This is a genomic window from Streptomyces tsukubensis, assembly GCF_003932715.1.
GTDB classification, from domain to species: Bacteria; Actinomycetota; Actinomycetes; order Streptomycetales; family Streptomycetaceae; genus Streptomyces; species Streptomyces tsukubensis.
Window position 1 is genome coordinate 5,245,280 of the sequence record NZ_CP020700.1, and the last position, 12,585, is coordinate 5,257,864.

At 71.2% G+C, this 12,585-nt stretch carries 13 protein-coding genes; 11 read left to right on the plus strand and 2 right to left on the minus strand.

Annotated elements, in window-relative coordinates:
* Positions 1-28: 28 nt before the first annotated feature.
* Positions 29-463, minus strand: a complete 435-nt coding sequence (locus tag B7R87_RS21765) for an ester cyclase (RefSeq protein ID WP_100249097.1) — start codon at positions 461-463, stop codon at positions 29-31.
* 228 nt (positions 464-691) lie between these two features.
* On the opposite strand from B7R87_RS21765, the gene B7R87_RS21770 reads away from it, so the two are divergent.
* The 11 genes from B7R87_RS21770 to B7R87_RS34300 all read left to right on the plus strand — a co-directional run bounded on the left by B7R87_RS21770 (position 692) and on the right by B7R87_RS34300 (position 11,168).
* The gene (locus B7R87_RS21770) at positions 692-1,042 is read left to right on the plus strand and encodes an antibiotic biosynthesis monooxygenase family protein (protein ID WP_006346909.1); all 351 of its coding nucleotides are present in this window, start codon (positions 692-694) and stop codon (positions 1,040-1,042) included.
* Positions 1,042-2,322, plus strand: coding sequence for a beta-ketoacyl-[acyl-carrier-protein] synthase family protein (locus B7R87_RS21775; RefSeq protein WP_040914538.1), 1,281 nt, complete (start codon positions 1,042-1,044; stop codon positions 2,320-2,322). Before B7R87_RS21770 ends, B7R87_RS21775 begins: the two co-directional genes overlap by 1 nt.
* On the plus strand, positions 2,319-3,563 hold the full coding sequence (locus B7R87_RS21780) for a ketosynthase chain-length factor (protein WP_006346907.1): 1,245 nt from the start codon (positions 2,319-2,321) through the stop codon (positions 3,561-3,563). Before B7R87_RS21775 ends, B7R87_RS21780 begins: the two co-directional genes overlap by 4 nt.
* A gap of 8 nt (positions 3,564-3,571) precedes the next feature.
* Positions 3,572-4,357: an SDR family NAD(P)-dependent oxidoreductase gene (locus tag B7R87_RS21785; protein WP_006346906.1), complete on the plus strand. Its 786-nt coding sequence runs from the start codon at positions 3,572-3,574 to the stop codon at positions 4,355-4,357.
* A gap of 32 nt (positions 4,358-4,389) precedes the next feature.
* A complete protein-coding gene (locus B7R87_RS21790; protein ID WP_006346905.1) occupies positions 4,390-5,340 on the plus strand; it encodes an aromatase/cyclase in 951 nt (316 codons plus the stop codon).
* Positions 5,340-6,689: an activator-dependent family glycosyltransferase gene (locus B7R87_RS21795; protein ID WP_006346904.1), complete on the plus strand. Its 1,350-nt coding sequence runs from the start codon at positions 5,340-5,342 to the stop codon at positions 6,687-6,689. The genes B7R87_RS21790 and B7R87_RS21795 overlap by 1 nt, the downstream gene beginning before the upstream one ends.
* Positions 6,682-7,455 carry an SDR family NAD(P)-dependent oxidoreductase gene (locus B7R87_RS21800; protein WP_045852881.1) on the plus strand — a complete coding sequence of 258 codons (774 nt, stop codon included), beginning with the start codon at positions 6,682-6,684 and terminating at the stop codon, positions 7,453-7,455. The genes B7R87_RS21795 and B7R87_RS21800 overlap by 8 nt, the downstream gene beginning before the upstream one ends.
* A gap of 67 nt (positions 7,456-7,522) precedes the next feature.
* Entirely contained in the window at positions 7,523-8,818 is a 1,296-nt protein-coding gene (locus B7R87_RS21805) for a cytochrome P450 family protein (RefSeq protein ID WP_006346902.1), read from the plus strand.
* Between the two features lie 220 nt (positions 8,819-9,038).
* Positions 9,039-9,923, plus strand: coding sequence for an ABC transporter ATP-binding protein (locus B7R87_RS21810; RefSeq protein ID WP_100249096.1), 885 nt, complete (start codon positions 9,039-9,041; stop codon positions 9,921-9,923).
* On the plus strand, positions 9,920-10,774 hold the full coding sequence (locus tag B7R87_RS21815; RefSeq protein WP_040914536.1) for an ABC transporter permease: 855 nt from the start codon (positions 9,920-9,922) through the stop codon (positions 10,772-10,774). The genes B7R87_RS21810 and B7R87_RS21815 overlap by 4 nt, the downstream gene beginning before the upstream one ends.
* Positions 10,767-11,168, plus strand: a complete 402-nt coding sequence (locus B7R87_RS34300) for a helix-turn-helix transcriptional regulator (protein WP_006346899.1) — start codon at positions 10,767-10,769, stop codon at positions 11,166-11,168. Before B7R87_RS21815 ends, B7R87_RS34300 begins: the two co-directional genes overlap by 8 nt.
* Before the next feature lie 65 nt (positions 11,169-11,233).
* Here B7R87_RS34300 and B7R87_RS21825 read toward each other — a convergent pair whose 3' ends face one another.
* A complete protein-coding gene (locus B7R87_RS21825; RefSeq protein WP_040914533.1) occupies positions 11,234-12,523 on the minus strand; it encodes an activator-dependent family glycosyltransferase in 1,290 nt (429 codons plus the stop codon).
* Positions 12,524-12,585 lie beyond the last annotated feature (62 nt).

Sequence of the window (12,585 nt, forward strand, 5' to 3'; positions counted from 1 at the left end):
CCGCCGGGCCCGGTCCGGGAGGAACTCCCTACGGGCGCCAGCCGTCCGGCTCGGGCCACGGCTCACCGAGCTGCCGGTAGGTGCTCTGGTACTCCGGCCAGTCGCGGTGGTCCCTGATCTTGCCGTCGACGATACGCAGCAAATGGATCTGCTCACCGGCGAAGCGGCGGCCGGTCGGCGCGAAACCCACCATGTGTCCGATCTGCCTGCCGTGGAGCACCAGGTACGCCCGTACCCAGTCGCCCCGTTCCTCGATTTTGACCTCCTCCAGGTGAGCGTCCTCGGAGAAGGTCATCCGCACCCAGGCCACCGCCTTCGCGAAGGCCTGGGGGCCCTCGCCGATGCCGTGCTCGATGGTGGCCGGATTCAGATACTCGGGGTGGATGAACTCGTGTACGTCGTCGGTGCTGCCCGTGTTGTACGCCTTGACCATCCGCCGTACGGCTTCGACGTTCTGACTCATCGCGCGCCTCCGGATCTCGGTGTGCTCGTCACCGACGAGCATCCCAACACCGCGATCGGCAGGGGATCGACGTTCGCTCGACCCTCCGCTCCACGGCGGCTCGACCCTTTACCGCTCTGCCGGCGCCCCCGGTCCAGGGGCTGTTGAGCGGGCTGCGAGAGACGACGCCCACGTTGGACGACGCCACAGGGTCAGAGCCCGACGTCGCACGTGAGAAGAGGCGATGAGATGCAACCGAACGACCTTGATCCCACCGGGAGCGGGGTGGTCACCTTCGTCAACAGGTTCACGGTGCACACCTCGGCGGAGGAGTTCGAGAAGGCCTTCGCCGAGACCGGACGGTACCTGGCGGATCGTGACGGCTTCCTCCGGTACACCCTGCACCAGCATGCCGAGGACCCGACCCGGTGGGTCAACATAGCGCACTGGCGCGACGCGGCGGCCTTCCGCGCCGCGGTGGGCTCCCCCTCCTTCGCGCCGCACGCGGCGGCGGTGAGGAGACTGGGCACCAGCGAGCCCGGCCTGTACGTCCCCCGACAGTACGTGTCGGGGGAGTGGGCGGCGACGGAGGACCGCTGATGGCCACCCCCGCGGGCCGCCGTGTCGTCATCACCGGCATCGGTGTCGTCGCTCCCAACGCCGTCGGGCGCAAGCCCTTCTGGGACGCGCTGACCGCCGGACGTACCGCCACCAGGAGAATCAGCTTCTTCGACCCCGGCGCCTACCGCTCCCAGGTCGCCGCCGAGGTCGACTTCGACCCGCTGCGCGAGGGGCTGACCCCGCAGCAGGCCCGGCGGATGGACCGCGCCGCGCAGTTCGCCGTGGTGGGCGCCCGGGAGGGCGTCGCGGACAGCGGACTGGAATTCGCGGAACTGGACCCCGCCCGGACCGGTGTCACCATCGGCAGCGCCGTGGGCTGCACCATGAGCCTGGAGGACGAGTACTCCGTCGTCAGCGACGGCGGACGCCAGTGGAATGTGGACGACTCCTACGCCGGACGGCATCTCTTCGACTACTTCGTGCCCAGCTCCATCGCCGCCGAGGTCGCCCGCGACGTCCGCGCCGAGGGCCCCGTATCGCTGATCTCGACCGGCTGCACCTCCGGCCTGGACTCGGTCGGGCACGCGGTCGAGCTGATCCGGGAGGGCTCGGTGGACGTGATGGTGGCCGGCGCCACCGACGCCCCGATCTCCCCGATCACCGTGGCCTGCTTCGACGCCATCAAGGCGACCACACCGCGCAACGACGAACCCGAACACGCCTCACGGCCCTTCGACCGCAGCAGGAACGGCTTCGTCCTCGGAGAGGGCGCGGCGGTCTTCGTCCTCGAAGAGCTGGAGCACGCCCGGCGGCGCGACGCCCATGTGTACGCGGAGATCAGCGGCTTCGCCTCCCGCTCCAACGCCTTCCACATGACCGGGTTGCGCCCCGACGGCAAGGAGATGGCCGAGGCCATCCGCGTCGCCATGCGGCGGGCCGCGATCGCCCCGCAGGACATCGACTACGTCAACGCGCACGGTTCGGGCACCGTGCAGAACGACCGGCACGAGACGGCTGCCTTCAAAAGAGCCCTCGGCGAGGACGCCCGCCGGGTACCCGTCAGCGGCATCAAATCCATGATCGGGCACTCCCTGGGGGCCATCGGCTCCCTGGAGATCGCTGCCTGCGCCCTCACCATCGAACACAACACCATCCCGCCCACCGCCAATCTGCACGAGCCCGACCCCGAGTGCGATCTGGACTACGTACCGCTGACGGCACGGGAACAGCGGGTGGACGCGGTACTCACCGTCGGCAGCGGCTTCGGCGGCTTCCAGAGCGCGATGGTGCTGCGCGCCCCGGACGGGGCGGCGTCATGACGGCCGCCGCCGTGATCACCGGCATGGGCGTGCTCGCACCGACCGGCCTCGGTACGGTCCCCTACTGGGACAACACGCTCGCCGGGCGGCCCGCGATCGGCCCGATCAGCCGCTTCGACCCGGAGCGCTACCCCAGCCGGCTCGCCGGTGAGATCCAGGGCTTCGACCCGCAGGAGTACGGCATCCCCAGCCGGCTCATCCCGCAGACCGACCATATGACCCGGCTGGCGCTGGTGGCCGCCGGATGGGCGATCGACGACGCCGGGGTGGAGCCCGGCTCACTGCCGGAGTACGACATCGGCGTCGTCACCGCCAGTTCGGCGGGCGGATTCGCCTTCGGCCACCGTGAACTGCACAACCTCTGGAGCAAGGGCCCGGAGCACGTCAGCGCCTACCAGTCCTTCGCCTGGTTCTACGCGGTCAACACCGGCCAGGTCTCCATCCGCCACGGACTGCGCGGCCCGGGCGGGGTGGTCGTCACCGACCAGGCCGGCGGGCTGGACGCCCTGGCGAAGGCCCGGCGGCATCTCCGCGAGGACGTCCGGATGGTGATCGCGGGCGGCGTCGACGGCTCGCCGTCGCCCTGGGGCTGGGTCGCGCAGCTCGCGAGCGGCCGGATCAGCACCGTGAACGACCCGGAGCGGGCGTACCTCCCCTTCGACACGGACGCCTCCGGATACGTACCCGGAGAGGGCGGCGCCCTGTTCGTCCTGGAGTCGGCGGAGTCGGCCCGCGCCCGGGGCGTCCACTCCTGGTACGGGGAGATCGCCGGCTGCGCCTCCTCCTTCGACCCGCCGCCCGAAACGGGCCGGCCGTCCAATCTGCGGCGGGCCGCCGAACTCGCCCTCGACGACGCCGGACTGGAACCCGGCGATATCGACGTCGTGTTCGCCGACGCCGCGGGCGTCCCCGAACTCGACCGTGCCGAGGCGGACGCCATCCGCGCCGTCTTCGGCACGCACGGCGTACCCGTGACGGCGCCCAAGACCATGACCGGACGGCTCGGCGCCGGGGGCGCGGCCCTGGACCTGGCGACGGCCGTGCTGGCCATCCGCCACGGGGTGATCCCGCCCACGGCGAACGTGACGCAGCCGGTTCCCGAGTACGGGATCGACCTGGTCCGCACCCCCCGCGAAGCACCGCTGGCCGCCGCGCTCGTCCTGGCCAGAGGACACGGCGGCTTCAACGCGGCCGCCGTCGTGACCCGACAGCGATCCCGACAGCGATCCCGACAACGATGAGGAGAGACATGCCCACTCAAGACGACCGGGCCGCCGTGGTCACCGGTGCCACCAGCGGTATCGGGCTCGCCGTCACGACCCTGCTGTGCGAGCTCGGGCAGCGCGTGTTCATCTGCGCCCGGGACGCCGAGAACGTCGAGCTGACCGTCGAACGGCTCCGCGACAAGGGGTACGAGGTCGCGGGGCAGGCCTGCGACGTACGCTCCACCGAACAGGCCGGAGCCTTCGTCCGGGCCGCCGTGGACCGGTACGGCCCCGTGGACGTCCTGGTGAACAACGCGGGCCGCAGCGGCGGCGGCCCCACCGCGCAGATCACCGACGAGCTGTGGCTCGACGTCATCGACACCAACCTCAACAGCGTGCTCCGGCTCACCCGTGAGGCGCTCACCACGGGCCGGATGCTGGAGCGGGGCACCGGCCGGATCATCAACATCGCCTCGACCGGCGGCAAGCAGGGCGTGGTCCTGGGCGCCCCGTACTCCGCGTCCAAGCACGGCGTCGTCGGCTTCACCAAGGCACTGGGCCTGGAGCTGGCCAAGACCGGGATCACGGTGAACGCGGTCTGCCCCGGCTATGTGGAGACGCCGATGGCCCAGCGGGTCCGCCAGGGCTACGCCGCGGTCTGGGACACCACCGAAGAGGCGGTGCTGGAACGGTTCGAGGCGAAGATCCCGCTCGGCAGGTACACCACCCCGGAAGAGGTCGCCGGGCTCGTCGGCTACCTCGTCACCGACCAGGCCGCCCCCGTCACGGCGCAGGCGATCAACGTCTGCGGCGGACTCGGCAACTACTGACGGCCCCGCGCGAGGACCAGGAGACCCGCATCATGACGAACCAGCACCGAGCCGAACACCGGATCACCGTGGAAGCGCCCGCCCGCGCCGTCTTCGATCTGATCGCGGACGTCGACGCATGGCCGCGGGTCTTCCCCCCGACCGTCCATGTGGACGTTCTGGAGCGGACCGCGGGCGAGGAGCGCATCCGGATCTGGGCGACCGCGAACGACTCCGTCAAGACCTGGACCTCGCGCCGCGTCCTCGACCCCGCCGGTCTGCGGGTGAGCTTCCGGCAGGAGGTGTCGTCGCCGCCCGTCGCCGCGATGGGCGGCGAATGGATCATCGAACCGCAGCCGGACTCCACCACCCTCGTCCGCCTCACCCACGACTTCCGGGCCGTCGACGACGACCCGGAGGGCGTGGACTGGATCACCCGGGCGATCGACCGCAACAGCGACGCGGAGCTGGGCGCCCTCAAAAGGGCCGCGGAACAGACCCCCGGGGGCGGCGGCGAACTGTCCCTGCACTTCGACGACGTGGTCGAAGTGGCCGGCGACCCTGCCGAGGTCTACGAGTTCCTCTACGACGCGGGGCAGTGGGAGAAGCGGCTGCCGCATGTGAACCGCGTCGAGCTGGACGAGAGCACCCCGAACCTGCAACTGCTGGAGATGGACACCCTCACCCCGAACGGCGCCGTCCACACGACGAAGTCGGTACGGGTCTGCTTCCCGGCCGGAACCATCGTCTACAAGCAGCTCAGGACCCCGGCGCTGATGACCGTCCACAACGGCCGCTGGCGGGTCGAGGCGAGCCCGTCCGGGTGCACCGTCACCTCGACGCACACCGTCGTACTCAACCCCGACGCGGTCGTCCCCGTCCTCGGCGAGGGCGCCACGGTCCAGGACGCGCGCACCTTCGTCCGCGACGCACTCGGCCGCAACAGCACCGCGACGATGCTCCTCGCCAAGGAGCACGCCGAACGAGCCGTACGGGACCGCTGATGCGGGTCCTGTTCACGACCTTCGGCGCCCGCAACCACGTCCACGCCCAGGTCGCGCTCGCCTGGGCCCTGCGGGCCGCCGGGCACGACGTCCGCCTGGCCAGCCACCCCGACCTCGCGGACGTGATCGCCCGGACCGGGCTGACCGCGGTCCCCGTCGGCCGGGAGCTCAACGAGGACCAGGTGATGGAGGAGCTGCGGGAACGGGAGGAGACCTCCCGGGAGGAATATGACGCCGCGACTCCCGACGCCCAGCTCCTCCTGGCGATGGACGAACTCCGCCCGGAGAAGCTGACCTACGACCATATGCACGGCGTGTTCACCGCCATGACCTCGGCGGTCTTCCAGAACTACTCCTCGGCCGAGATGATCGGCGATCTGGTCGACTTCGCCCGCGGCTGGCAGCCCGACCTGGTGGTCTGGGACCCGCTCACCTTCGCCGGGGCCGTCGCGGCCGAGGTCACCGGCGCGGCCCACGCCCGGCTGATGTTCGGCCTGGACCTGGTCGGCCGGATGCGCGAGAGCTATCTGGCGGAGGTCGCCCAGAGGCCGCCCGCCCTGCGCGAGGACCCCATGGAGGAGTGGCTCGGCCCGGTCATGGAGCGCTACGGAGGCACGTTCTCCGAGGATCTGGTGGTCGGCCAGTGGACCATCGACCCGGTGCCGACGTCCTTGCGGCTCCCGGCAGACCTGCCGTACGTCCCGGTCCGCTGTATCGCCTACAACGGCCGCGGCAGCATCCCGCCCTGGCTGCGCGAAGCCCCCAAACGCCCGCGCGTCTGCCTGACGCTCGGGGTGTCGCACCGCGAAGTGATGGGCGGCGACCAGGCCTCCATCGGGGAGCTGATCGACGCGGTCGCCGGACTCGACGTCGAGGTGGTCGCCACCCTCAACGCCCGCCAGCTCCAGGAGGTCGACAGCCTTCCCGGCAATGTCCGCGCCATCGACTTCGTCCCGATGGACGAACTGCTGCCGAGCTGCTCGGCCATCGTCAGCCACGGCGGCTCCGGCACGGTCCACGCGGCCCTTCTCCAGGGAGTTCCGCAGATCCTGGTGCCCGGCACCATGTGGGACAACGGCATCCGCGCCGATCTGGTGGCACGCTCGGGCGCCGGCCTCCGCCTGGACGCCGAGTCCCTCACCGCCGACGCCCTGCGCTCCGCGCTCGACCGGCTCCTCAACGAGCCGTCGTTCGCGGAAGCGGCCGGCCGGCTGCGCCGGGAGACCCTCGCCACCCCCGCTCCGCGGGACATCGTCCCCGTACTGGAGTCGCTGACTGCCGAACACCGGCGCCGCACCGCCACGGGACCCGACGCCCCACGAGACGACCTGGTGAGGAACCATGCCTGAGACAGCCCCCCTCCCGCCCGCCCCGCGATCGGCCGTGGTCACCGGAGGCGGCTCCGGTATCGGCAGGGCCACCGCACGCGCCCTCGCCGACCGGGGCGCGGCCGTCCTGGTCGTCGGCCGTACCGCCACCGACCTCGCCGGAACCGCGGAGGGGTACGACACCATCCGGACCCTCGCCGTCGACCTCACCGAGGCCGACGCACCGCAGAAGGTCGTCGACACCGCCGTGCGCGAACTCGGCGGGATCGACGTCCTGGTGAACAACGCGGCGGCCCTCGGCCACCGCGCCCTCGCGGACGTGGACCCGCAGCAGGTCGCCGCCCAGCTCGCCACGAACCTCGCCGTGCCCGTACTGCTGGTCCACAGCGCGCTCGACGCCCTCGCCGCCGACGGCGGCGGAACCGTGGTGAACGTCGGCTCCTCCGGTGCCCGCGGATCGCGGGCCTGGGCGGGCAACAGCGTGTACGGCGCCACCAAGGCGGCACTCGACTTCCTGACCCGCACCTGGGCGGTCGAACTCGCGCCGCGCGGTATCCGGGTCGTCGGCGTCGCCCCCGGTCTGGTCGACTCCGGGTTCGCGGAGCGCGCGGGCATGTCACCGGAGCAGTACGAAGGCATGCTCCGGCACGTCGGCGGCCTGACCCCGCAGGGCCGCGTCGGCACCCCCGAGGAGATCGCCTGGTGGATCGCCCAGCTGACCCGGCCGGACGCCCGCTATCTGACCGGCGCCGTACTGCCGGTCGACGGCGGCCTCTCCCTGACCTGACCCGACCCGGCACGACCCGATACCGGGGCCCGAACGAAGAGGGTTCCGGAGAAGCGGAGTTGACCACATGGCGAGCATGACCGAGAGCGAATTGGGCCGTGTGCTGCTCACGCACCGCGGCGTCCAGTGGATCATCGGCACGAAGGACGACCCGTACGCGCTGCTGCTGCGGACCGCCTCCGACGATCCCCACCGGCTCGGTGAACTGATCCGTGAACGGGGCCCGCTGTACTGGAGCAGCGCCGAAACCTGGGTGACGGCCCGGCACGACGTGGCGGCCGCCGCGCTCGACGACCCCCGGCTCAGCTTCCGGCACCCCGACGCGGACGCACCGGCCGCGGAGGACGGCGGGGAGCAGCGGGAGCCCATGCCCTGGGAGGTGCCCGCCCTCCGCGAGATCCTGCCGTTCGACGAGATGTTCCTGACCGCGGGCCGGGCCGACTGCGTGCGCGTGCGCGGCCTGCTGGAGCCGCTGCTCGGCGCGGAGGCCCTGGAGCACCGGCGGCCCGCGGCCGACCGGGCACTGCGCGGCGCCCTCGCCGCCGCGGGTGCCGAGTTCGATCTGCGGGCCGATATCGCGGACGGGTTCGCCATCGGCCTGGTACGGGAGATCCTCGGCGTACCGGAAGAGGACCACGACCGGTTCGCCGCGCTGGTCCGCGACGGTGCGGGCGCCCTGGACGCCATGGTCTGCTCCCCGCATCTGCGGACGGCGCACGAGCTGATCACCTCGGTCGACGGCATGGGATCCCTGCTCACCGAGCTGATCGCCCGGCGGCGGGAACAGCCCGGCGACGATCTCGTGAGCGCCCTGCTCGCGGCGGCGCCCGAGGACGAAGTGCGGTCGGTGTGCACCCTGCTGGCCCTCGTCGGCTCCGAGCTGACCGCGACCGTGTTCTGCGCCGCGGTGGAGGCCCTCCTCGACCACCCCGGCGTATGGCGGCAGCTGTGCGAGAACCCCGGACTCGCGCCCGCGGTGGTCCAGGAGACGCTGCGCTATGCCCCGCCCGTCCGGCTCGTACCGCTGTACGCGCACGAGGATCTGGAACTGGCCGGGACCGCCGTCCCGGCGGGCAGCCAGGTCGTGGTGGCCCTGGAAGCGGCCCTCCGGGACCCCGCGGTCCGTACCGAACCCGCCGTCTTCGACCCCGCGGCGGAGCGGAGCGGACGGCAGCCGGTGTTCTCGGTGTTCTCAGAAGGATTGCCCACGTCGCTGCTCGCCCCGCTGGTACGGCTCCTGGCCGATTCCGGGCTCCGCGCCCTGTCCGCCGAGGCGCCCGGGGTGCGGCGCACCGGACCCGTACTGCGGCGGCTGAGGTCGGGAGTCACCGGCGCCGTACTGGAGTTCCCCGCGGCGCGCTGACCCGCGCTTCTGACCGGCGCTCCCGCACGGTGCGTCACCAACCAGGGCTGTCATGTGACTTGTACCGCTTGTAGTAGAGGTACTATCGTTGATTCAACTGGTCTGATCGAAAGGTAGACGGCCTATGGCTGGGACAAGCGATCTGCACGAGTTGAGTCGGACCGGGGGATTACCCGGCGGCTCGCCGGACGAGCGGGTGATCGACATCAGCGGACTGCGGATGCGGTACGGGTCCAAGGACGTCCTGAAAGGCGTCGACTTCAACGTCCGCCGGGGTGAGGTCGTCGCACTGCTCGGACCGAACGGCGCCGGAAAGACCACCACCATCGAGATCATGGAAGGCTTCCGCGCCCGGTCGGCCGGTGAGGTCCGCGTGCTCGGAGTCGATCCCAGCAAGGGCGACGAACTGTGGCGCGCCCGGCTGGGCATCGTGCTCCAGTCCTGGCGCGACCACGGGAAGTGGCAGGTCCGGGAGTTGCTGGCACAGCTCGGCGATTTCTACCGGCCCTACTCCACCGCCGACCGGCCCCGCCCGAGGAACGTCGACGAACTGCTCGCCATGGTGAGCCTGGAGGAGCAGGCGGACCAGAAGATCGCGAATCTCTCCGGCGGTCAGCGCCGCCGTCTCGACGTCGCGATCGGCATCGTCGGCCGGCCCGAGCTGCTGTTCCTGGACGAGCCCACGGTGGGGTTCGACCCCAAGGCCCGCCGTGACTTCCACGACGTGGTGCACCGGCTCTCCGATCTGGAGGACACCACGATCGTGCTCACGACGCACGACCTCGACGAGGCGGAGAAGCTGTCCGGCCGCATCCTGATCCTGGCCGGCGGGCAGATCGTCGCCGACGGCAGCGCGGACCAGCTCGCCCGGCAGGCCTCGGGCAAGGCCGAGGTGCGCTGGGCCGTGGACGGCGAGCACTTCGTCCATGCGACCCCCGACGCCAGCACGTTCGTCCACGAGCTGTTCAAACAGCACGGGGACCGGGTGCGCGATCTGGAGGTCCGCCGCGCCAGCCTGGAGGACACGTACATGACCATGGTCCGGCAGTACGAGGCTGGCCGGTCCGAAGAGGCGATTGCCGCATTCCGGGAGGCCGGCCAGTGAGTCTCTCCGTGTACGCCGTGCGGCTGGGCCTGCGCCGCGGCTGGACCGAGTTCCGGCAGTCCGTGACCAGCCCCGGCGACATCGCCTACTACCTGTTCCTCGGGGGCGTCTTCCTCGGTGTGCTGTTCTTCATGCGGAACAAGACCGTGGACGGCACCGAGCTCTCGCTGGCGACGCTCTCCATGCCGAGCATGATCGGCGGACTGCTGGCCTTCCAGGCCCTGGGCGGTGCCGCGTTCGCGCTGGCGGCCGAGCGCGAGGACGGCACGCTGCTGCGGGCCAGGACCGTACCGCACGGCCTGATCGGCTATATCTCCGGCCGGGTGCTGGGGATCGCGCTGAGCACCCTGCTCACCCTGCTGATCATCCTGATCCCCAGCGTGTTCCTCTTCGACGATCTGGTCACCGACGACCTCGGGAAGTGGCTGAACCTGATCTGGGTGCTGGGCCTCGGTCTCCTCGCCACCCTGCCGATCGGCCTGATCGTCGGGGCGATGGTGAAGAATCCGCGCGGCGCCAACACCTGGGGTATCTTCCCGACGATGGGTCTGCTGGCGATCTCGGGTATTTTCTACCCGATCACCTCGCTGGTGGGCTGGCTCCAGGGCGTCTCGCAGATCTTCCCCGTGTACTGGGTCGGACTGGGCACCCGTGCCGCGCTGCTGCCGGAGTCGGCGGTCGCCGTCGAGCTGGGCGACTCCTGGCGCAGGCCCATGACCGCGGTCGTACTGCTCGTCTGGGCCGTCGTCGCCTTGCTGATCGCGCCGAAGATTCTCAGTCTTACGGCGCGCGGCGAGACGGGATCGAAGGTCGAGGCACGTCAACAGGAGGCATTGAAGCGCGTTGGGTGACAGGGCATCCGGCAGGAAGAGGAGTACGGCGCGGAGCGGCGCGCCGGAGCCGGGGACCGGGACGCCGGAGACCCGGTCCGGCACCGGCACCGGCAAGCCCGCCGCGGGCTGGCGGGCGGCCGGTGAGCAGGGCCGTGCCCGGGGCGGCGGCGGTACGGAGACGGTGCACAACCGCATCGCCGTGCTGCGGGTGGAGCGCGCCATCACCCGCAGGCAGCTCGCCGAGGCCCTCGGTGTGCACTACCAGACGGTGGGCTATCTGGAGCGCGGCGAGTACAGCCCCAGCCTGTTCCTCGCCCTGCGGATCGCGGAGTACTTCGAGGTCCCGGTCGAGGTGATCTTCTCGACCGCCCCGTTCCCCCGGATAGGGAGCACCGCGCCCCCGTCCCGGTGAACGTGCTGTGGCCGTGCGGACGTCGACGCCCGCACGGCCACACCACGCTCACCGGCGCCCCGCGCTCAGCCCGGGTACACCCGGTGTTCGGCGGTGAGTTTCTCCAGCACCGGGACGATATCGGCGGGAGCAGGCGTGCCGACGACCTCCCGGCGCAGCCGTTCCGCGCCCGCGCGGAACGACGGTTCCTCCAGCACCCGGAGCAGTGAGGCCCGCAGCCCCTCCGGTGTCAGCTCCTCCGGACTGATGCAGAGCCCCGCGCCCGCGTCCCGTACCCGCTGCGCCTTGGGCACGTTGCACCACATCGTGGACGGCACCATCACCTGCGGGACCCCGTGGGCCAGGGCCGTCATCAGGGTTCCCGAACCGCCGTGGTGGACGATCGCCGCGCTGGTGGGCAGCAGGGCGTCCAGCGGGGCGAAGTCGACGATCCGCACATTGTCCGGCACGCGCTGGCCCGGTTCGAGCTGATCCGCGGTGAAGGTGGCCACCACCTCCACGTCGAGTTCCGCCACGGCGGCCAGCAGATCGCCCACGGACGTCCGGTCCGCCCCGACCACCTCGCGGAACGATCTGCCGAGGGTCAGACAGACCCGGGGCCTTCGCGGTGGCTCCCGCAGCCAGCCGGGGACCGTCGCCTCCCCGTTGTACGGCACATAGCGCACCGGTACGGACGGCAGGTCCACGGGCAGTTGCAGCGACGGCGGAACGGGGTCGATGGTCCACTGGCCCACGACCAGGTCCTCGGTGAACTTCCGGCCGTGCCGCCGCAGGATGCGGCTCATCCACTCCTCCAGCGGATCCTCCCGCAGCGCGGGCGGCAGCCCGGCCAGCCCGCCGAGGTAGTGCCGGCGCATCAGCCCGACCAGGTCCAGGCCGAACATCAGCCGGGCATGGGCCGCGCCGCTGATCCGCGCCGCGAGCGCGCCGGGGTAGTACATGGTGTCCCACACCACCAGGTCGGGACGCCAGGCACGGGCGAAGTCGATCAGCTCCTCCGTGGTGTCGTCCGGCAGGGTGTTCTGGTAGACGAACGACGTCCACGCGGTGAGCACCCCGTGGACATAGGAGTAGGTCAGTTTCTCCGGCCGGGTCTCGCTGATGTCGAGGACGTCCAGCCAGGCTTCGTCACGGATCTCGTCGGGTTCGTCGGTGTACTCCGGGTTCATCGTGGCCGGAACGTCCAGGACCTCGCCGACGGTGACCGCGGTCAGACCGGCGTTGTTGATGTCCTCGACGACGTCCGGCCGGGTGGCGACACGGACCTCGTGTCCCGCGGCCCGCATCGCCCACGCCAGGGGTACCTGGGTGTGGACGTGGGTGCTCGCCGGGAACGGCGTGAACAGCACTCGCATGGGACCTCACCCTGCCGGGGCGCCGTCGTGCGGCGCTCGAAGAATCCCGCAGCCTCGGACGA

Coding starts and splice junctions, on each gene's coding strand:
- B7R87_RS21765 (WP_100249097.1), bottom strand. CDS start 463: ATGAGTCAGAACGTCGAAGCCGTACGGCGGATGGTCAAGGCGTACAAC.
- B7R87_RS21770 (WP_006346909.1), top strand. CDS start 692: ATGCAACCGAACGACCTTGATCCCACCGGGAGCGGGGTGGTCACCTTC.
- B7R87_RS21775 (WP_040914538.1), top strand. CDS start 1,042: ATGGCCACCCCCGCGGGCCGCCGTGTCGTCATCACCGGCATCGGTGTC.
- B7R87_RS21780 (WP_006346907.1), top strand. CDS start 2,319: ATGACGGCCGCCGCCGTGATCACCGGCATGGGCGTGCTCGCACCGACC.
- B7R87_RS21785 (WP_006346906.1), top strand. CDS start 3,572: ATGCCCACTCAAGACGACCGGGCCGCCGTGGTCACCGGTGCCACCAGC.
- B7R87_RS21790 (WP_006346905.1), top strand. CDS start 4,390: ATGACGAACCAGCACCGAGCCGAACACCGGATCACCGTGGAAGCGCCC.
- B7R87_RS21795 (WP_006346904.1), top strand. CDS start 5,340: ATGCGGGTCCTGTTCACGACCTTCGGCGCCCGCAACCACGTCCACGCC.
- B7R87_RS21800 (WP_045852881.1), top strand. CDS start 6,682: ATGCCTGAGACAGCCCCCCTCCCGCCCGCCCCGCGATCGGCCGTGGTC.
- B7R87_RS21805 (WP_006346902.1), top strand. CDS start 7,523: ATGGCGAGCATGACCGAGAGCGAATTGGGCCGTGTGCTGCTCACGCAC.
- B7R87_RS21810 (WP_100249096.1), top strand. CDS start 9,039: ATGCGGTACGGGTCCAAGGACGTCCTGAAAGGCGTCGACTTCAACGTC.
- B7R87_RS21825 (WP_040914533.1), bottom strand. CDS start 12,523: ATGCGAGTGCTGTTCACGCCGTTCCCGGCGAGCACCCACGTCCACACC.